This is a genomic window from Enterobacter sp. ENT02 (assembly GCF_019219165.1).
Taxonomy (GTDB): domain Bacteria; phylum Pseudomonadota; class Gammaproteobacteria; order Enterobacterales; family Enterobacteriaceae; genus Enterobacter; species Enterobacter mori.
In genome coordinates, this window is record NZ_JAHUWD010000002.1 from 306507 (window position 1) to 325008 (window position 18502).

18 protein-coding genes are annotated in these 18502 nt (G+C 57.8%); 10 read left to right on the forward strand and 8 right to left on the reverse strand.

Translation table 11 applies throughout. The annotated features are described in order from the left end of the window. Nucleotides 1-127: 127 nt before the first annotated feature. From iaaA to gsiD, 5 genes are read left to right on the forward strand one after another with little or no spacing between them, the layout of a single operon-like run. Nucleotides 128-1066, forward strand: a complete 939-nt coding sequence (gene iaaA / locus KW829_RS07400) for a beta-aspartyl-peptidase (RefSeq protein ID WP_174340614.1) — start codon at nt 128-130, stop codon at nt 1064-1066. Nucleotides 1067-1077: 11 nt separating this feature from the next. After that, nucleotides 1078-2949, forward strand: coding sequence for a glutathione ABC transporter ATP-binding protein GsiA (gsiA, locus tag KW829_RS07405; RefSeq protein ID WP_218307931.1), 1872 nt, complete (start codon nt 1078-1080; stop codon nt 2947-2949). Between the two features lie 23 nt (nt 2950-2972). Then, nucleotides 2973-4511 (forward strand): glutathione ABC transporter substrate-binding protein GsiB, encoded by a 1539-nt coding sequence (gene gsiB / locus KW829_RS07410; RefSeq protein ID WP_218307932.1) that lies wholly within the window; start codon nt 2973-2975, stop codon nt 4509-4511. A 5-nt stretch (nt 4512-4516) separates the two neighbouring features. Then, entirely contained in the window at nt 4517-5437 is a 921-nt protein-coding gene (gene gsiC / locus KW829_RS07415) for a glutathione ABC transporter permease GsiC (RefSeq protein WP_089598983.1), read from the forward strand. Nucleotide 5438: 1 nt separating this feature from the next. After that, complete coding sequence (gene gsiD, locus KW829_RS07420) at nt 5439-6350, forward strand: glutathione ABC transporter permease GsiD (RefSeq protein ID WP_214594319.1); 912 nt, start codon at nt 5439-5441, stop codon at nt 6348-6350. A gap of 119 nt (nt 6351-6469) precedes the next feature. On the opposite strand, the gene rimO is transcribed toward gsiD, so the two are convergent. Continuing rightward, complete coding sequence (rimO, locus tag KW829_RS07425; RefSeq protein WP_218307933.1) at nt 6470-7795, reverse strand: 30S ribosomal protein S12 methylthiotransferase RimO; 1326 nt, start codon at nt 7793-7795, stop codon at nt 6470-6472. A 216-nt stretch (nt 7796-8011) separates the two neighbouring features. Here rimO and bssR point away from each other — a divergent pair, with 216 nt between their 5' ends. Then, complete coding sequence (gene bssR, locus KW829_RS07430) at nt 8012-8395, forward strand: biofilm formation regulator BssR (RefSeq protein WP_010429006.1); 384 nt, start codon at nt 8012-8014, stop codon at nt 8393-8395. 106 nt (nt 8396-8501) lie between these two features. Next, nucleotides 8502-9620 (forward strand): PQQ-dependent sugar dehydrogenase, encoded by a 1119-nt coding sequence (locus KW829_RS07435; protein ID WP_182402683.1) that lies wholly within the window; start codon nt 8502-8504, stop codon nt 9618-9620. On the opposite strand, the gene KW829_RS07440 is transcribed toward KW829_RS07435, so the two are convergent. Beyond that, nucleotides 9621-10247 (reverse strand): glutathione S-transferase family protein, encoded by a 627-nt coding sequence (locus tag KW829_RS07440; protein WP_174340621.1) that lies wholly within the window; start codon nt 10245-10247, stop codon nt 9621-9623. A gap of 242 nt (nt 10248-10489) precedes the next feature. On the opposite strand from KW829_RS07440, the gene dacC reads away from it, so the two are divergent. Beyond that, a complete protein-coding gene (gene dacC, locus KW829_RS07445) occupies nt 10490-11695 on the forward strand; it encodes a serine-type D-Ala-D-Ala carboxypeptidase (RefSeq protein ID WP_089599029.1) in 1206 nt (401 codons plus the stop codon). Nucleotides 11696-11762: 67 nt separating this feature from the next. On the opposite strand, the gene deoR is transcribed toward dacC, so the two are convergent. The 3 genes from deoR to KW829_RS07460 all read right to left on the reverse strand — a co-directional run bounded on the left by deoR (nt 11763) and on the right by KW829_RS07460 (nt 13933). After that, nucleotides 11763-12521, reverse strand: coding sequence for a DNA-binding transcriptional repressor DeoR (gene deoR / locus KW829_RS07450; protein ID WP_010429018.1), 759 nt, complete (start codon nt 12519-12521; stop codon nt 11763-11765). Nucleotides 12522-12588: 67 nt separating this feature from the next. After that, nucleotides 12589-13197, reverse strand: coding sequence for an undecaprenyl-diphosphate phosphatase (gene ybjG, locus KW829_RS07455; RefSeq protein WP_010429020.1), 609 nt, complete (start codon nt 13195-13197; stop codon nt 12589-12591). A gap of 7 nt (nt 13198-13204) precedes the next feature. Then, nucleotides 13205-13933, reverse strand: a complete 729-nt coding sequence (locus KW829_RS07460) for a phosphatase PAP2 family protein (RefSeq protein WP_010429022.1) — start codon at nt 13931-13933, stop codon at nt 13205-13207. Between the two features lie 168 nt (nt 13934-14101). Between KW829_RS07460 and KW829_RS07465 the strand changes: the two genes are divergently transcribed. Beyond that, on the forward strand, nt 14102-15334 hold the full coding sequence (locus KW829_RS07465) for an MFS transporter (RefSeq protein ID WP_218307934.1): 1233 nt from the start codon (nt 14102-14104) through the stop codon (nt 15332-15334). 62 nt (nt 15335-15396) lie between these two features. Here the strand turns inward: KW829_RS07465 and KW829_RS07470 are convergent, their stop codons facing one another. Next, a complete protein-coding gene (locus tag KW829_RS07470; RefSeq protein ID WP_010429026.1) occupies nt 15397-16209 on the reverse strand; it encodes a Cof-type HAD-IIB family hydrolase in 813 nt (270 codons plus the stop codon). Further along, nucleotides 16199-17413, reverse strand: a complete 1215-nt coding sequence (locus tag KW829_RS07475) for an MFS transporter (protein WP_218307935.1) — start codon at nt 17411-17413, stop codon at nt 16199-16201. The genes KW829_RS07470 and KW829_RS07475 overlap by 11 nt, the downstream gene beginning before the upstream one ends. An 81-nt stretch (nt 17414-17494) precedes the next feature. Here KW829_RS07475 and KW829_RS07480 point away from each other — a divergent pair, with 81 nt between their 5' ends. Continuing rightward, complete coding sequence (locus KW829_RS07480; protein WP_100165210.1) at nt 17495-18046, forward strand: TetR/AcrR family transcriptional regulator; 552 nt, start codon at nt 17495-17497, stop codon at nt 18044-18046. 23 nt (nt 18047-18069) lie between these two features. Here KW829_RS07480 and arsC read toward each other — a convergent pair whose 3' ends face one another. After that, nucleotides 18070-18501 carry a glutaredoxin-dependent arsenate reductase gene (arsC, locus tag KW829_RS07485; protein ID WP_218307936.1) on the reverse strand — a complete coding sequence of 144 codons (432 nt, stop codon included), beginning with the start codon at nt 18499-18501 and terminating at the stop codon, nt 18070-18072. Nucleotide 18502 lies beyond the last annotated feature (1 nt).

Here is an 18502-nt window from a genome sequence, read left to right on the forward strand (position 1 = left end):
ATGACCCGATGGGTGTACGCTTTACATCACAGTTGCGTCTTTCTATATTCAAAAATCATCTGAAGTTTCATCGACGATAATGATATTTATAGAAAAAGCCGCAAATCAGGCTAACGGGTGATGCGAAATGGTTAATGCGGTAATCGCAATTCATGGTGGCGCCGGGGCAATCACCCGTGCACAGCTCAGTCCCGAGCAGGAAAAGCGCTATATTGACGCGCTATACGCCATTGTGGAAACAGGCCAGCGGATGCTGGAAGCGGGCGATAGCGCGCTGGATGTGGTCACCGAGGCGGTGCGCCTGCTGGAAGAGTGCCCGTTGTTTAACGCGGGGATCGGTTCGGTCTTTACCCGGGATGAAACGCACGAGCTGGATGCCTGCGTGATGGACGGTATTACCCTGAAAGCGGGCGCCGTGGCAGGCGTCAGTCGTCTGCGCAACCCGGTGCTGGCGGCACGTCTGGTGATGGAAGCGAGTCCGCACGTCCTGTTGACGGGCGAAGGGGCAGAGACGTTTGCCTTCGAACACGGAATGGAGTCGGTATCGCCCGATCTTTTTTCCACGGAGGAGCGCTATCAGCAGCTGCTGGACGCGCGTACGGCAGGCAAGACGCAGCTTGACCACGCCGCGCCGCTGGATGAAACCACCAAAATGGGCACGGTCGGCGCAGTCGCGCTCGATAAAGCCGGAAACCTCGCGGCGGCAACGTCAACGGGCGGGATGACCAACAAGCTGCCGGGGCGCGTCGGCGACAGCCCGCTGCCCGGCGCAGGGTGCTATGCCAACAACGCCACGGCCGCCGTGTCCTGTACCGGAACCGGCGAAGTGTTTATTCGTGCTCTCGCGGCCTATGACATCACCGCGCTGATGGATTATGGCGGATTAAGCCTGAGCGAGGCCTGCGAGCGCGTGGTAATGGAAAAACTCCCCGCGCTTGGCGGCGTCGGCGGGTTGATTGCGGTGGATCGTGAGGGCAACGTGGCCCTGCCGTTTAACAGCGAAGGGATGTACCGCGCCTGGGGCTACGCCGGTGATGAGCCCAGTACGGGGATCTATCGTGAATAAGGGGGCAAAACGTGCCGCACAGTGAAGAGCTGGACAACCGCCAGGTATTGGCTGTCCATCAGCTGAATATTGCGTTTCAGGAGGAGCGGCAGTTCATCCCCGCAGTACAGAATTTATCGTTTTCGCTGCATCGCGGCGAAACGCTGGCCATTGTCGGTGAGTCTGGTTCCGGTAAATCGGTTACCGCACTGGCATTGTTGCGCCTGCTGGAGCAAACGGGCGGGCAGATCGGCAGCGAGAAAATGCTCCTTCGCCGCCGTAATCGTCAGGTCATTGATTTAAATGAACTGAGTGGTTCGCAGATGCAGGGCGTGCGTGGGGCGGATATCGCCATGATTTTCCAGGAGCCGATGACCTCGCTGAACCCGGTTTTTCCGGTGGGCGAGCAGATTGCCGAGTCCATCCGCCTGCATCAGGGCTTAAGCGGCGATGAAGCGCTCCTCGAAGCGAAGCGGATGCTGGAGAGGGTGCGCATTCCTGAAGCGCAGGCCATTCTGGGGCGCTATCCGCATCAGCTTTCCGGGGGGATGCGCCAGCGCGTCATGATTGCGATGGCGCTCTCGTGCCGTCCGGCGGTGCTGATCGCCGACGAGCCGACAACGGCGCTGGACGTGACGATTCAGGCGCAGATCCTGCAGCTGATCAAAGTGCTGCAGCAGGAGATGGAGATGGGGGTGATTTTTATCACCCACGACATGGGCGTGGTGGCGGATATCGCCGACCGCGTACTGGTGATGCACCAGGGGCACGCCGTGGAGACGGGCACGGTTGAGCAAATTTTTCATGCGCCTGTTCATCCTTACACCAAAGCGCTGCTGGCGGCGGTGCCGCGTCTTGGGGCGATGAACGGCAGCGATTTACCGCGCCGTTTTCCGTTGATGGCTCAGGGCGAGGCGGGCATGCAGACGGCCGAAACCGAGCAAGATACGGTGGTGCCGGGCAGGCCCATTCTGGAAGTCCGCGATCTGGTCACGCGTTTTCCGCTGCGCAGCGGGGTGTTCAATCGCGTGAAGCGCGAAGTCCATGCGGTGGAAAACGTCAGTTTTGATCTCTGGCCGGGCGAAACGCTGGCGCTGGTGGGGGAGTCGGGCTGCGGTAAATCCACGACCGGACGCGCGTTGCTCCGGCTGGTGGAGACACAGGCCGGGACCATTACCTTTAACGGCGAGCGTATCGACACCCTGCCAGACAGCAAGCTGCAGGCCGTGCGCCGGGATATTCAGTTTATTTTCCAGGATCCGTATGCCTCCCTCGATCCGCGTCATACGGTGGGGTATTCGATCATGGAGCCGCTGCGGGTGCATAACCTGCTCGACGGCGAGGCGGCGCAGCGTCGCGTGGCCTGGCTGCTGGAGCGCGTCGGGCTGAAGCCTGAACATGCCTGGCGTTATCCCCACGAGTTTTCCGGCGGACAGCGGCAGCGCATTTGCATTGCGCGGGCGCTGGCGCTGAATCCAAAAGTGGTGATTGCGGATGAGTCCGTTTCGGCACTGGATGTCTCTATCCGCGCGCAAATCATCAATTTATTGCTCGATTTACAGCGGGATATGGGCATTGCCTTCCTGTTTATCTCGCATGATATGGCGGTGGTGGAGCGTATCAGCCACCGTGTTGCGGTGATGTACATGGGGCAAATTGTTGAGATTGGCCCGCGGCGGGCGGTATTTGAAAACCCGCAGCATCCTTACACCCGCAAGCTGATGGCCGCTGTGCCGGTTGCCGATCCTGCGCATCACCACGCCCAGCGCGTGCTGCTGCAGGATGAAATGCCGAGCAATATTCGTAAACGGGGCGAAACCCTGGAGCGCGTTACGCTTCGGGAAGTCGGTCCCGGTCATTTTGTCGCACCACCGCGTCAGGACAATGCATTCTCGCGGTTATAACGTACACCAGGCAGGAGAACACAATGGTTAAATTTGTTGCTCGTACATGGCTGTTAGCCGCGAGCGTGACGGCGGCGCTGGCCGTCGCCCCCGCGTTCGCTGCCAAAGACGTGGTCGTGGCGGTCGGCTCTAATTTTACGACGCTCGATCCGTATGATGCTAACGACACGCTGTCGCAGGCGGTGGCGAAATCGTTCTACCAGGGGCTGTTTGGCCTGGATAAAGAAATGAAGCTCAAAAACGTGCTGGCGGAGAGCTATACCGTTTCGGACGACGGGCTGGTGTATACCATCAAGCTGCGTTCCGGCGTGAAGTTCCAGGACGGCACGGATTTCAATGCTGAAGCGGTGAAGGTTAACCTCGACCGCGCCAGCAATCCGGAAAATAGCCTGAAGCGCTACAACCTGTATAAAAATATCGCCAGTACCGAGGCGGTCGACCCGGCAACCGTGAAGATCACCCTCAAAGAGCCATTCTCCGCGTTCATTAACATTCTGGCGCACCCGGCGACGGCAATGATTTCGCCAGCGGCGCTGAAGAAATACGGCAAAGAGATCGGCTTCCACCCGGTAGGCACCGGCCCGTACGAACTGCTTACCTGGAATCAAACCGATTTTGTGAAGGTGAAGAAATTCGCCGGATACTGGCAGCAGGGCTTGCCGAAGCTCGACACCATTACCTGGCGCCCGGTGGTGGATAACAACACCCGCGCGGCGATGCTGCAAACCGGTGAAGCGCAGTTTGCCTTCCCGATCCCGTACGAACAGGCAGCGCTGCTGGCGAAAAACAGCAAGCTGGAGCTGGTTGCCAGCCCGTCAATCATGCAGCGCTACATCAGCATGAACGTGACGCAAAAACCGTTCGATAACCCGAAGGTGCGTGAAGCCATCAACTACGCCATTAACCGTCAGGCGCTGGTGAAAGTGGCCTTTGCGGGCTATGCCACTCCGGCGACCGGCGTGGTGCCCCCGGCGATCGCCTATGCGCAAAGCTACCAGCCGTGGCCTTACGATCCGGCCAAAGCGCGCGAGCTGCTGAAAGAGGCGGGATTCCCGAACGGCTTCAGCACCACGCTGTGGTCGTCGCATAACCACAGTACCGCCCAGAAGGTGCTGCAGTTTACCCAGCAGCAGCTGGCGCAGGTCGGCATCAAGGCGCAGGTGACCGCAATGGATGCCGGACAGCGTGCGGCAGAGGTGGAGGGCAAAGGGCAGAAAGAGAGCGGCGTGAGGATGTTCTACACCGGCTGGTCGGCTTCCACCGGTGAAGCTGACTGGGCGCTGTCACCGCTGTTTGCCTCACAGAACTGGCCGCCAACGCTGTTCAATACCGCGTTCTACAGCAACCCGCAGGTGGATAAAGACCTGGCCGATGCCCTGAAAACCACCAAACCGGAAGAGAAAGCGCGGCTCTACAAAGACGCGCAAGATATTATCTGGAAAGAGTCGCCGTGGGTGCCGCTGGTGGTGGAAAAACTGGTCTCCGCCCATAACAAAGCGCTGACCGGGTTCTATATCATGCCGGATACGGGCTTTAGCTTTGACGACGCGGATTTAAAATAACACTCATGCTGAATTATGTTTGTAAACGCCTGCTGGGGCTTATCCCGACGCTGTTGATTGTGGCGGTGCTGGTGTTTCTGTTTGTCCATATGCTGCCGGGGGATCCGGCGCGGCTGATTGCCGGGCCCGAGGCGGATGCGACCGTTATTGAACTGGTGCGCAAGCAGTTGGGTCTCGACAGGCCGTTGTATATGCAGTTCCTGCACTATATAGGCAACGTGCTGCAGGGCGATTTTGGCACCTCGATGGTGTCGCGTCGCCCGGTGTCGGAAGAGATTGCCAGCCGCTTTATGCCGACCTTTTGGTTAACCCTTGCCAGCATGGGCTGGGCGGTGGTGTTTGGTCTCGGTGCGGGAATTGTCGCCGCCGTCTGGCGCAACCGCTGGCCGGATAAACTGGGTATGGCGCTGGCGGTGACCGGCATCTCCTTCCCGGCATTCGCCCTCGGGATGCTGCTGATGCAGATCTTCTCCGTGGAGCTGGGCTGGCTGCCGACCGTGGGCGCGGATACCTGGAAGCACTACATTCTCCCCTCGATGACCCTTGGCGCAGCCGTGGCGGCTGTGATGGCGCGCTTTACCCGCGCCTCGTTTGTCGACGTGCTGAGCGAAGACTACATCCGCACCGCGCGGGCGAAAGGGGTCAGCGAGAAGTGGGTCATCCTCAAGCACGGTTTTCGCAACGCGATGATCCCGGTAGTAACGATGATGGGGCTGCAGTTTGGCTTCCTGCTGGGCGGCTCTATTGTGGTGGAGAAGGTCTTCAACTGGCCGGGGCTGGGGCGTCTGCTGGTCGATTCAGTCGACATGCGCGATTATCCGGTGATTCAGGCGGAAGTCCTGCTGTTCTCGCTGGAGTTTATTCTTATTAACTTAGTGGTGGACGTGCTTTACGCCGCCATTAACCCGGCCATCAGGTACAAGTAAGATGCGATTGTTGAACTGGCGTCGTCAGGCCGTATTAAATGCTATGCCGGGGCTAAAGCCGGAGCACATCCGCACTCCGTGGTCTGAATTCTGGCGGCGTTTTCGCCGTCAGCCTGTCGCGATGACGGCGGGGCTGTTTGTTTTGCTGCTGATTGTGGTGGCGATCGTTGCGCCGTGGGTCGCGCCGTTTGATGCGGAAAACTATTTTGACTATGACCGTCTGAACGACGGGCCGTCGATGATGCACTGGTTCGGCGTGGATTCGCTCGGGCGGGATATCTTCAGCCGCGTGCTGGTGGGGGCGCAGATCTCGCTGGCCGCCGGGGTCTTTGCGGTGTTGATCGGCGCGGCGATAGGCACGGTTTTGGGTCTCGTCGCCGGGTATTACGAAGGCTGGTGGGACCGCATTATCATGCGCATCTGCGACGTGCTGTTTGCCTTCCCCGGCATTCTGCTGGCGATTGCCGTGGTGGCGATCATGGGCAGCGGCATGGCGAACGTCATCATTGCGGTCGCGGTCTTTTCGATACCGGCCTTCGCCCGCCTGGTGCGCGGCAACACGCTGGTGCTGAAACAGCAGACCTTTATCGAATCCGCCCGCAGTATGGGAGCCAGCAACGCCACGATCCTGTTCAGCCATATTCTGCCGGGTACGGTGTCGTCCATCGTGGTCTATTTCACCATGCGTATCGGCGTGTCGATTATCTCGGCGGCCAGCCTGTCGTTTCTGGGGTTAGGAGCGCAGCCTCCCACGCCAGAGTGGGGCGCGATGCTGAACGAGGCGAGGGCAGATATGGTGATTGCACCGCACGTGGCGATCTTCCCAAGTCTGGCGATTTTCCTGACGGTGCTGGCGTTTAACCTGCTGGGGGACGGACTGCGCGACGCGCTGGATCCACGGATTAAGGGGTAGGTTTTTGCAGGATCTTACCCCTCACCCTAACCCTCTCCCCTGAGGGGAGAGGGGACTGCTCGGTGCGGTCTGTTCCCCCTCGCCCCTTTGGGGAGAGGGCCGGGGTGAGGGGTTAATGTTTAAACCCGGCTACCCCACAGGTCATACTCGTCCGCGTTTTCAACCTTCACGCGAATAATATCACCCGGCTTAACGTTGGTTTCGCCGTTCAGGTAAACCGCACCGTCGATTTCCGGGGCGTCTGCCATGCTGCGGCCAATCGCGCCCTCTTCGTCCACTTCATCAACGATCACCATGATCTCGCGGCCCACTTTTTCCTGCAGACGCTCAGCAGAGATCTGCTGCTGCAGCTGCATGAAGCGGTTCCAGCGCTCTTCTTTCACCTCTTCTGGAACCTGGTCCGCCAGCTCGTTGGCGGTTGCGCCCTCTACCGGGCTGTACTTGAAGCACCCAACGCGGTCCAGACGGGCTTCTTTCAGGAAGTCGAGCAGCATCTGGAAATCTTCTTCGGTTTCACCCGGGAAGCCGACGATGAAGGTGGAGCGCAGGGTCAGATCCGGACAGATTTCACGCCACTGCTTGATGCGCGCCAGCTGGCGGTCAACGGAGCCAGGACGCTTCATCAGCTTCAGAATACGCGGACTGGCGTGCTGCAGCGGGATATCCAGGTACGGCAGAATTTTGCCTTCCGCCATCAGCGGGATCACATCGTCAACGTGCGGGTACGGGTAGACGTAGTGCAGACGCGTCCAGATACCGAGCTTCGCGAGCTGCTCGCACAAGCCGACCATGCTGGTTTTCACCGGCTCGCCGTTGTGGAAACCGGAGCGGTGTTTCACGTCCACGCCGTAGGCCGAGGTGTCCTGGGAGATGACCAGCAGCTCCTTCACGCCCGCGTCGGCCAGACGTTTGGCTTCCGCCAGCACTTCACCGATTGGACGGCTCACCAGATCGCCACGCATGGACGGGATGATGCAGAAGGTGCAGCGATGGTTGCAGCCCTCGGAAATTTTCAGGTACGCGTAGTGGCGCGGCGTCAGCTTCACGCCTTGTTCCGGCACCAGGCTCAGGAACGGGTTGTGCTTGGGTTTTGGCACGTAGTGATGAACATGTTGCAGCACCTGCTCGTAGCTGTGCGGGCCGGTGATCTCCAGCACCTTCGGATGCACTTCGCGGATCTGATCCACTTTCGCGCCCAGGCAGCCGGTGACAATGACTTTGCCGTTTTCGGTCAGGGCTTCACCGATGGCTTCCAGAGACTCCTGAACCGCACTGTCGATAAAGCCGCAGGTGTTGACGATCACCATGTCGGCATTGTCGTAGCTTGGCACCACGTCATAGCCTTCGGTACGAAGTTCGGTCAGGATGCGTTCGGAATCCACCAGGTTTTTCGGGCAGCCGAGGGAGACGAAGCCGATTTTCGGCTGGTGCGTAACATTGCTCATAGGTTAAAAATTCATCAATTATGGAGTTATCAGGGCGGGATTTTACAGCGTATCGCGGGGGATTTATACATTCTTTGCATGGCGGATGCGGTGAGGAAAGGTTGTAACATTGTAAAGAATGTTAATCAGTTAAGAATTATTGATCTCAGGCATTAAATTGTACAAAAAATGACCTTATTCTGAATGTGCAACATGGCTGACAGAGGAGGAAATAGCATGTCCGTTGACAGACTGAAACGCGATCTGCTTAACAAGCTGATCAACGCCCGAATCGACCTGGCCGCGTATCTGCAGCTCAGGAAGGCAAAAGGCTATATGTCAGTCAGCGAAAGCGAACATCTGCGTGATAACCTGTTTGAACTTTGCAATTTCATGCGTGAAAAAGCACCGACCCTGAAAGCGGAATACGATGAATGCGAGCTGATGGCGCTGCGTCGTGCCGCTGAGGTGCTCTCCATTGCAGGGGTATGTTTGATGAACGGACGCCACGACTGCCCGAATTTTATCGCTGTTAACGCGGAGAAGCTTGAAAACTGCCTGACAACGCTCTCTCTTTGCATCATGTGTCTGAACGAGCACGCGAAGCTTGCCCAGCACTGAGCCCGGGGGAGGCGACTCCCCCTTCTGATTAAGCTTTTGTAAAAGTGGTAACGCGGCCGAACGTTGTGGCTAATCTTTATGCCATATGCCGATAAAGGAGCGCGTTATGCATCGATCCTCGCTGATTTTACTGCCTGCGTTATTTTTCCCTTTTTCTCTCCTCGCTGCCCCTGACGCGGTAAAGGTCGAGGTGTTGCAGAACCGACTCGATCACCCCTGGTCACTGGCCTTTTTGCCTGACAATAAAGGCGTGCTCATCACGCTCAGAGGCGGCCAGCTGAAACACTGGCAGGCCGGAAAAGGGTTGTCTGACCCGATTGTCGGCGTGCCCAGGGTGTGGGCAAACGGCCAGGGCGGTTTGCTGGACGTGGTGCTGGCACCTGATTTTGAACAATCGCGACGCATCTGGCTGAGCTATGCCGAAGTGGGAAATGACGGGAATGCGGGCACGGCGGTGGGCTACGGTCGGCTGAGCGACGATCTGTCGCGCATTGAAGCCTTCGAGGTGGTGTTCCGCCAGATGCCGAAACTCTCCACCGGGAACCATTTTGGCGGTCGGCTGGTGTTCGACGGCAAAGGGTACCTGTTTATTGCTTTAGGGGAGAACAATGAGCGTTCAACGGCGCAAGATCTGGACAAGCTTCAGGGCAAAGTGGTGCGCCTGACGGAGGACGGGAAGGTGCCGCCGGATAACCCGTTTGTAAACACCGCCGGCGCGCGGCCTGAAATCTGGTCCTACGGCATTCGTAACCCGCAGGGGATGGCGATGAACCCGTGGAGCGACACGCTATGGCTTAACGAGCACGGCCCGCGCGGCGGGGATGAAATCAACATCCCGGAAAAAGGGAAGAATTACGGCTGGCCGCTGGCGACCCACGGCATTAACTATAGCGGCCTGAAAATTCCGGAAGCCAAAGGTGAGCACGCGGAGGGAACGGAAAAACCGCTGTTTGTCTGGAAGGTTTCCCCTGCGGTGAGCGGCATGGCCTTTTACAACAGCGACGTCTTCCCGCAGTGGAAAAACAAACTGTTTATCGGCGCGCTGAAGGAGAAAGACGTCATCGTGCTGAGCGTCGACGGCAATAAGGTGACGGAAGACGGGCGTATTCTGGGTGATAAAGATCGGCGTATTCGCGATGTGCGGGTTGGGCCGGACGGCTATTTATATGTCCTGACCGACGAGACGGACGGGCAGCTGTTGAAAGTCAGCCCGTCCGGCACGTAATCAGGTAACCGGGATCATCACCGCGTTACGGTACGCCGGGCGCTCGGTAAGCTGCTGAAGCCAGCGCTCGAGGTGAGGGCGTGGCGTCCATTTCAGACCCATATTGGTCAGATTCCAGACGAATGGTGCAACCGCAATATCGCCCACGCCGAACGCGTCGCCTGAGAACCATTTGTGCTTCGCCAGCTCGTCGTCCATCATCGCAAACAGGGTCTCACAGGTGTCCTGGGCTGCATGAATGGCGGGATAGTCACGTTCGGCTTCCGGCGTACGGATAAGCCCCATCAGGATCACGCGGTGAGTGGGAGAGAGCGTCTGGTTTGCCCAGTCCATCCACTTTTCACCCTGAGCACGCTGGGCTGGGCTTTCTACCCACAGACGGCCCTGACCGTACTGCGCGGCAAGGTAACGGACAATGGTGTTGGACTCCCACAGCGTGGCATCGGTCTCATCGTCGCGCAGCAGCGGCACCAGCCCGTTCGGGTTCATCGCCAGGTAGTCAGCCTCTTTGTTCACGCCGAACGACATGCCGGCCATGATTTGATTAAACGGTAAATCCAGTTCCTCCAGCGTCCAGAGCACTTTCTTCACGTTGGTTGAGTTGTTCCTGCCCCACAGCGTAATCATATTTACTCCCGATGAGATGTGAATCCGAGTCAGCTTTTCGCCATGGTGAGATAAACCTAACAATTACGCAACAGAAGACAAAAAAATCGCCTGAATCAAAGCGTAAATGAATGTTATTGCATAAACTTTAATAACTTTACCCTGGTTGGGTTTCTTTAACCGTTTTAGTGCGCTATTACTCATCGCTTCTTGCGACACGGTGATGTGACGTAATTTTTTGAATGGACACTCGGGTGGCATTTATGACGCGAAAACTGACTTCTCTGCGCAGCCTGGCGGCAGGCTCTGCGCTCCTCTTCCTTTTTGCCCCAACGCTCTACGCGGCGGAACAGGCGGCGCCCGAAGCGCCACCGGTGGATGCCCGCGCCTGGATCTTAATGGACTACGCCAGCGGTAAAGTGCTGGCAGAAGGGAATGCCGACGAGAAACTCGACCCGGCAAGCCTGACCAAAATCATGACCAGCTACGTGGTGGGTCAGGCGCTGAAAGCAGGCAAAATTAAGCTTGATGATATGGTCACCGTCGGGAAAGACGCCTGGGCGACCGGTAACCCGGCGCTGCGGGGCTCGTCGGTGATGTTTCTGAAGCCCGGGGATCAGGTCTCCGTTTCCGATCTGAATAAAGGTGTGATCATTCAGTCGGGAAATGATGCGTGTATCGCGCTGGCCGATTACGTCGCGGGCAGCCAGGATTCGTTCATTGGTTTGATGAATGGCTATGCGCAAAAACTGGGCCTGACCAACACCACCTTTAAAACGGTCCACGGTCTCGATGCGCCGGGGCAGTTCAGTACCGCGCGTGACATGGCGCTGTTGGGGAAAGCGCTGATCCACGACGTACCGGACGAATACGCGATCCACAAAGAGAAAGAGTTTACCTTCAATAAGATCCGTCAGCAGAACCGCAACCGTCTGTTGTGGAGCAGCAACGTCAACGTGGACGGGATGAAGACCGGCACCACGGCGGGCGCAGGTTATAACCTGGTCGCGTCCGCTACCCAGGGCGATATGCGCCTGATTTCGGTGGTGCTGGGCACCAAAACCGATCGAATTCGCTTTAATGAATCAGAAAAACTGCTGACCTGGGGCTTCCGCTTCTTTGAAACCGTGACGCCGATTAAGCCGGATGCCACGTTCGTCAGCCAGCGCGTCTGGTTTGGCGATAAGAGCGAGGTGAATCTGGGCGCGGGTGAGGCCGGTTCAGTGACCATTCCGCGCGGTCAGCTGAAAAACCTGAAAGCCAGCTTCACCCTGACCGACCCGCAGCTTACGGCTCCGCTGAAAAAAGGCCAGGTCGTCGGGACGATTGATTTCCAGCTTAACGGCAAGTCGATTGAACAGCGTCCGCTGATTGTGATGGAAGCGGTAGAAGAGGGCGGATTCTTCAGCCGGATGTGGGATTTCGTACTGATGAAATTCCACGGGTGGTTTGGCAGCTGGTTTAGCTAAACCTTATGGGTTTTCTCCCTCTCCCTGTGGGAGAGGGCCGGGGTGAGGGCATCAGGCCGCACCCCTCTCAATACATCAACTTCACCTGCTGCGCCTTCGCATGGGCCACAATCTCGTCGTCCGGGCGGCAATCGCTGACGATGGCATCAAACTGCGCCAGCTCGCCCATTCTTGCCGGACGCACCTTGCCAAACTTGCTGTGGTCCACCACCAGCACATGATACTGCGCGGCATTTAACGCCCAGTGCTTCACGGGTAACTCTTCCAGGTTAAAGCAGGTCGCGCCCTGACGCACGTTCACGCCCGCCGCAGAATAAAACGCGATATCCGGGCATAAGTTACTCAACGTGTCCTGCAGGTTCAGCGGCTTAAAGATGGCATTACTGGCGTGGAACTCACCGCCGCAGAGGATCACCCGGCATTCGGGTTTCTCCTGCAGCGCCAGAAAGGTGTTCAATGAGTAACAGACGGCGGTAAACGGGAGGCTGCTGTCAATGGCTTCGATGATCCACGGCGTGGTGGTCCCGCAGTCAAAAAACAGGGTTTGATGCGGCTGCACCAGGGAGGCCGCGAGCCGTGCCGCTTTGCGCTTCTCTTCCACCAGACGCGTTTTTTGATCGCTGATCAGATAGTGGCTGGCGCTACGCGGCTCGAGGACGATGTATCCGCCCAGCAGCACAACGGGGGCGCTGTCGCTGTTAAGATCCCGACGAATGGTCATCTCAGAGACGCCGAGCAGCGTAGCAGCTTCCTTGAGGTGCAGTTTATCACTACGCTTCAGCGCCTGGAGCAGCTGAGCAATGCGGTCATCGCGTCGTGTTTCCATAGATCCTCAGGATGAAAAAGTGAACCCCCGCAGGGCGGGGGCTCAAGTGTAACCTGTCGGAACGGGATTAGTCACGTATCCAGCCTTTGCGGATCGGGAGGGCAAACAGCACGCGATACAGCTGAGACAGCCCGCGGTAAAGCGCCGGGCCAAAGAGGCTCCACAGGATCGCCGCGCTCACGCAGCCGATCAGCCCCACCAGGAACCCGCCCACCATATCCAGCGGCCAGTGAACGCCAAGATAAACGCGGGACCAGGCGATGGCCAGCGCGATACCCATCAGCACCGCGCCAGACCACAGGCGATGCCAGAACAGGAACGCCAGGGCGAAGGTGAAAATCACGGTGCCATGATCGCTTGGGAAGGAGTCATCAGGCGCATGGTGCAGGAAATTATACCCAACGTGATCGACGAACGGACGGTCGTGGGGGAAGGCATGTCCCAGCAGATAGCTGGTCACTACGCTGACACCGATGGCCATCGCCACTTTGATCACCAGCTGGCGCTGTGCAGTGACCTCTTTACGTGGACCCCACAGCCAGAGAACAACGGCCAGTACAGGTACAATCGAGATCAAATCTCTGGCAACAAAGGTGGCGAAATCAATCATCCATTCCGGCGAGGCTGGCGTGGCGTTGATGAAATAAAACAGTCCGTAGTTCAGATTCTCTAACATAATGTCGTCACTCTTTCGCAAACCAGGCGGAAACAAGGCCATAGACCACCACCTGGGAAAACCAGACCCACCACCCAGCCCACAGGTTGTGAGAGAAAAAATGCGCCCCGCGCATGACCTGACCGTAACCCATTACCAGACCCAATACCGCACCCAGCACGACGAAACTCCAGGCCAGACGTGGACGTTCGCGCCAGAAGGCAAAAAACAGCCCCATCACCATAAAGCCGCTTGACGAGTGGCCGCCCGGGAAGCAACGGCCCGGTCCGCTGTCTGCCGGTACCGCGCTAAACAGGGGGTAAGAAACCGCCTTCCCGCCATACTCCACCAGATCCCACGGACAGCTATGGTGGCTAATGCTTTTCAGCACGCCGACAACCAGTGCACCCAGCCCCATCAGAAGCGCAGCCGTGAGGAGTCGGGCATTGCGCTTGACGACACCGTAAATCAGCGCAACCGCAGCCAGGGCGATAGAGACATACTTCGCCAGCCGATGGTTGAGCAGGTCCAGCATCGGGTTTTGCTGCAACGGAAAATGGCGCGTCGCTGCGTCATACCAGAAACCGGTGATCCATCTGTCGAGCGTTTCGTCACGTGAAAGCCAGGTAAACAGGACGGCGAGGACAATCAGCACGAAAAGCTGATAACCATAAAAGCGCAGGGGCAAACGGTAAAGGTCTTTTGTCTTATTTGTCGGCAAGTTAGACAATTCTGAAGGGCTGAAGGTGTAGGCCATAATTAGGGTCAGTGACGTGAAAATAGGGCTATCATAAAACTGTCAACTTAAGGAAACCTTAAACGACGACGATAAGTGCTTTATTTCTGTTTACTATCGATAATTTGCTATCTCGGGCTGCGGCAATTCATTACACTCATCGCGATTTTTTCATCATAAAGAGATTGCATGTTAAACCGTTCTTCTTCCGGTAATCGTCTGGGACGTCAGGCGTTACTTTTCCCTCTGTGTCTGGTGCTCTACGAATTCTCTACCTATATCGGCAACGATATGATCCAGCCCGGTATGCTGGCCGTGGTAGAACAGTACAACGCGGGTATCGAGTGGGTGCCGACCTCCATGACCGCCTATCTGGCGGGCGGCATGTTTTTACAGTGGCTGTTAGGGCCGCTGTCGGACCGTATTGGTCGTCGTCCGGTGATGCTGACCGGCGTGGTGTGGTTTATTGTCACCTGTCTTGCCACGCTGCTGGCGCAAAACATTGAACAATTTACCCTGCTGCGTTTCCTGCAGGGGGTGAGCCTGTGCTTCATCGGTGCCGTGGGGTATGCCGCTATTCAGGAGTCGTTTGAAGAGGCGGTGTGTATCAAAATCACCGCGCTGATGGCGAACGTGGCGCTGATTGCGCCGCTGCTGGGACCGCTGGTGGGCGCAGCCTGGGTGCACGTTGCGCCGTGGGAGGGGATGTTCATACTCTTCGCCGCCCTTGCTGCCATCTCCTTCTTTGGTCTGCACCGCGCGATGCCGGAAACGGCTACGCGTCTGGGTGAAAAACTCTCCCTGAAAGAGCTGGGACGCGACTACAAAGAGGTGTTGAAAAATGGCCGCTTTGTCGCGGGTGCGCTGGCGACGGGCTTTGTCAGCCTGCCGTTGCTGGCGTGGATTGCGCAGTCGCCCGTCATTATCATCAGCGGTGAGAAGCTCAGCAGTTACGAGTACGGTTTGCTGCAGGTGCCGATCTTTGGCGCGCTGATCGCCGGTAACCTCGTGCTGGCACGTCTGACGTCGCGCCGCACCGTTCGCTCGCTGATTATTATGGGCGGCTGGCCGATTGCGGCAGGGTTGATCATGGCTGCGGTCGCTACGGTGGCCTCTTCCCACGCCTACCTGTGGATGACCGCGGGTCTGAGCGTCTATGCCTTTGGTATTGGCGTGGCGAATGCCGGACTGGTGCGCCTGACGCTGTTTGCCAGCGAAATGAGTAAAGGCACGGTGTCCGCCGCGATGGGCATGCTGCAGATGTTGATTTTTACCGTCGGAATTGAGGTGAGCAAGCACGCTTACGCGTTTGGCGGCAACGGGCTGTTCAGCCTGTTCAACCTTGCCAACGGCGTGCTGTGGGTGGGATTAATGGTGGTGTTCCTGAAAGACAAACGCATCGGCAGCGCCCTGCAACCTTGATCTGTTTATTCCCTCTCCCCTTTTGGGAGAGGGCTAGGGTGAGGGCACCAGACCGCACGCGGTTAATTAAACGGAGCCTCCCCGTTCAACACCTTCTCAATCACGTTTAAAACGCCTTCATCGTTATTATGCTGCGCTTCAAACCGGGCGACCGCCTTAATATGCGGTTTGGCATTGGCCATCGCAAAGCTAAACCCTGACTGGCGCAACATTTCTACGTCGTTGCCGCTGTCGCCAAAGGCCACCACGTCGCTGTTCTCTATGCCCCATCGCGCCTGCAAAATGCGCAAGCCGTTAGCTTTGTGCACGCCGGGGATAATCAGGTCGATACTGCCGTGACCGGTGGTGACGGGCACCATAATATCGCCCAGCCTTTCATGCAGCAGCGCCTGAATACGCGGAATTTCATCATCGGAAACGTTAAGCCCAAACTTGAAGAAAATATCGTTCAGGTTATCGAAATCACTGACCCTTTCGAGGCGGTGATAATATTTTGAGGCCATATCGATGAAGGCATCGTCATAGGCTTTGAGGGTGTAGGCGCTGCCTTTGCCGCAGGCAATTATCTCAATGCCCGGAACGTCATTTAACACGTTCGCGACGGTCTCGAAATGGGCTTTCGACAGTTCACCATTAAAGACATCTTCACCTTCGCTCACGACCCAGCCGCCGTTTTCGGCAACAAACGCAATCTCATGCGCGATCTCCGGGAAAAAGGAGATCAGCTGGTAGTATTGGTTGCCGCTGGCGACCACGAAGCGAATGCCTTGCGCCTTCATGCGCGCGTACTGCGCCAGAAAACGCGTGCGGTTGTACGTCTTCGCATCACTCAGGAAGGTGCCATCCATGTCGACTGCAATCAGTTTAACGCTCATATCCCTTCTCCAGTGTCGTTTGTTCTGCTTCCGGCTTTGCCACCGCGCGCGCCACCAGCGCCGCGATAATGACTAACCCTAATACCACCAGCATGGCGCTGCGCAGGCCGTAGTGCTCCCCGAGGAAACCGAGCAGCGGTGGTCCCACCAGGAAGGCGAGGTAACCGGTGGTCGCCACTACGCTGACGCGCGTTGGCGCATCCGGGCCAGTGTCGCTGGCGGCGGAAATGGTCAGCGGGAAGCCAAGTGATGCTCCCAGTCCCCACAGGATCACGGAAATGCCTGCAATCCAGTCCACGTCCACAAAGATGATCATCGCGATGCCTAACCCGCCGAGAAGGGCACTGGCGCGCACCACCGCTACGCGACTGTAGCGGTCGATAAACCAGCCGCCGGTGAAGCGCCCGACGGTCATCCCCAGCGTAAACCCGGCGTAAATCAGCGAGCCGGAGGTCGGGCTGAAGCCGTGACCGTCCACCATCAGCAGCGGTAGCCAGTCGTTGGCGGAACCTTCCGCGAACGCCATTGCCAGCACCACCACGCCGATCAGCATCAGCTGGAAGTCGCGGTAGAAGGGCAGCCCTTTTTCGGCCGAGTGCTGTTCGCCAGCGGAGTTCTTACCGGTGCCGTCCGGGATCGCCCGGATGCCCGTCAGGATCGGAATAATGCACACCAGCGCCGCCAGTAAAATATGCAGATTGGCCGCCACGCCAAACGCCGTCAGCGCCATCCCCACTCCCGCACCCGCCAGCGTGCCGAGGCTGTAAAAGCCATGCATCATCGGCAGCACGGTTTTGTTCATCTCACGCTCGACAGATGCCCCTTCGACGTTAATCGCTACTTCCGCCGCGCCGAAGCTGCCGCCAAAGACCGTCAGCCCCAGAGCAAACAGGACCGGCGAGGCAAACCACAGCGCCACGCTCAGCACCATCATCCCGAACACCGCGCAGCACATGGTGGTGCGGATCACCGCCCGCGTGCCAAAGCGTTTAACCAGCCACGCGGAGCAGAGAATGCCGCTCATGGAGCCTATCGACAGGCCGAACAGCACGATGCCCATCTCGGCGGTAGAGACGGACAAAATATCGCGAATAGCCGGGGTGCGCGTGGCCCAGGAGGCCATCAGCAGCCCGGGAATAAAGAAGAACATAAACAGCGCCCACATGCGTAATTGCAGGGCCTTACGGGGAGAGTTCAGCGTCATTGGGGTAGCACCAGAAGTACAACAATAGCGACAACACTAGCAAGTTTGTGTACATTTGTACATAAACCGGATGAGGAATTTATGAGCAGACCACCCAACGATCCGCACCGCCGGGAAAAAATACTCCAGGCGACGCTGGACACCATCGCTGAGCACGGTATTCACGCCGTCACGCACCGTAAAATCGCCTCCTGCGCGGGCGTACCGCTGGGGTCGATGACCTACTATTTTGACGGTATGGAATCGCTGCTGGAAGAGGCCTTTACGTGGTTTACCCGGCAGATGTCGCAGCAGTACCGGGATTTCTTTGCGGGCGTCACAGGGCCGGAAATGGCGTGTGAGTCCATCACCACGCTGATCCACAGCTCGCAGGTGACCACGCCGCACAATATGGCGTTGATGTACCAACTGTACGCTTTTATGCACCGCAGCGCGGCCCTTAAAACGGTGATGCAGGACTGGATGAAGATGAGCCAGGACACGCTGGAGCAGTGGTTCGATCCGGTCACCACCCGCGCGCTGGATGCGTTTATTGAAGGGATGACGCTGCATTTTGTCACCGACCGTAAGCCCTTAAGCCGGGACGAGATCCGCGCGATGGTGGGCAGGATTGCGGGTGAGGGCGGTCGTTAGGCACCCCCTCGCTCCAGCCAGACCTACCTGCGGCCGATGGGTTTCCCGCTGGCGTCCACGACGGCTTCGCCATCCTCTTTCGTAAACGCCCCTTTTTGCGCGTCCGGCAGGATGTCGAGGACAACTTCAGACGGGCGGCACAGGCGGGTGCCGAGCGGCGTTACCACGATCGGACGGTTAATCAGGATCGGGTGCTGAAGCATTAAACCGATAAGCTGGTCGTCGGTGAAGTTATCTTCGGCCAGGCCGAGCTGTTCATAAGGCTCCACGTTTTTACGCAGCAGGTCCCGCACTGAAATGCCCATATCGGCAATCAGGGTGGTCAGTTCATCTTGCGACGGTGGGGTTTCCAGATAGAGGATAATCTCTGGCTCCGTGCCGCTGTTGCGGATCATCTCCAGCGTGTTGCGCGAGGTGCCGCAGGCGGGGTTGTGGTAGATAGTGATGTGGCTCATA

Coding starts and splice junctions, on each gene's coding strand:
- KW829_RS07470 (WP_010429026.1), bottom strand. CDS start 16,209: ATGAGCGTTAAACTGATTGCAGTCGACATGGATGGCACCTTCCTGAGT.
- KW829_RS07465 (WP_218307934.1), top strand. CDS start 14,102: ATGTTAAACCGTTCTTCTTCCGGTAATCGTCTGGGACGTCAGGCGTTA.
- arsC (WP_218307936.1), bottom strand. CDS start 18,501: ATGAGCCACATCACTATCTACCACAACCCCGCCTGCGGCACCTCGCGC.
- gsiB (WP_218307932.1), top strand. CDS start 2,973: ATGGTTAAATTTGTTGCTCGTACATGGCTGTTAGCCGCGAGCGTGACG.
- iaaA (WP_174340614.1), top strand. CDS start 128: ATGGTTAATGCGGTAATCGCAATTCATGGTGGCGCCGGGGCAATCACC.
- deoR (WP_010429018.1), bottom strand. CDS start 12,521: ATGGAAACACGACGCGATGACCGCATTGCTCAGCTGCTCCAGGCGCTG.
- KW829_RS07480 (WP_100165210.1), top strand. CDS start 17,495: ATGAGCAGACCACCCAACGATCCGCACCGCCGGGAAAAAATACTCCAG.
- KW829_RS07460 (WP_010429022.1), bottom strand. CDS start 13,933: ATGGCCTACACCTTCAGCCCTTCAGAATTGTCTAACTTGCCGACAAAT.
- rimO (WP_218307933.1), bottom strand. CDS start 7,795: ATGAGCAATGTTACGCACCAGCCGAAAATCGGCTTCGTCTCCCTCGGC.
- gsiC (WP_089598983.1), top strand. CDS start 4,517: ATGCTGAATTATGTTTGTAAACGCCTGCTGGGGCTTATCCCGACGCTG.
- KW829_RS07475 (WP_218307935.1), bottom strand. CDS start 17,413: ATGACGCTGAACTCTCCCCGTAAGGCCCTGCAATTACGCATGTGGGCG.
- KW829_RS07440 (WP_174340621.1), bottom strand. CDS start 10,247: ATGATTACGCTGTGGGGCAGGAACAACTCAACCAACGTGAAGAAAGTG.
- gsiD (WP_214594319.1), top strand. CDS start 5,439: ATGCGATTGTTGAACTGGCGTCGTCAGGCCGTATTAAATGCTATGCCG.
- ybjG (WP_010429020.1), bottom strand. CDS start 13,197: ATGTTAGAGAATCTGAACTACGGACTGTTTTATTTCATCAACGCCACG.
- dacC (WP_089599029.1), top strand. CDS start 10,490: ATGACGCGAAAACTGACTTCTCTGCGCAGCCTGGCGGCAGGCTCTGCG.
- bssR (WP_010429006.1), top strand. CDS start 8,012: ATGTCCGTTGACAGACTGAAACGCGATCTGCTTAACAAGCTGATCAAC.
- KW829_RS07435 (WP_182402683.1), top strand. CDS start 8,502: ATGCATCGATCCTCGCTGATTTTACTGCCTGCGTTATTTTTCCCTTTT.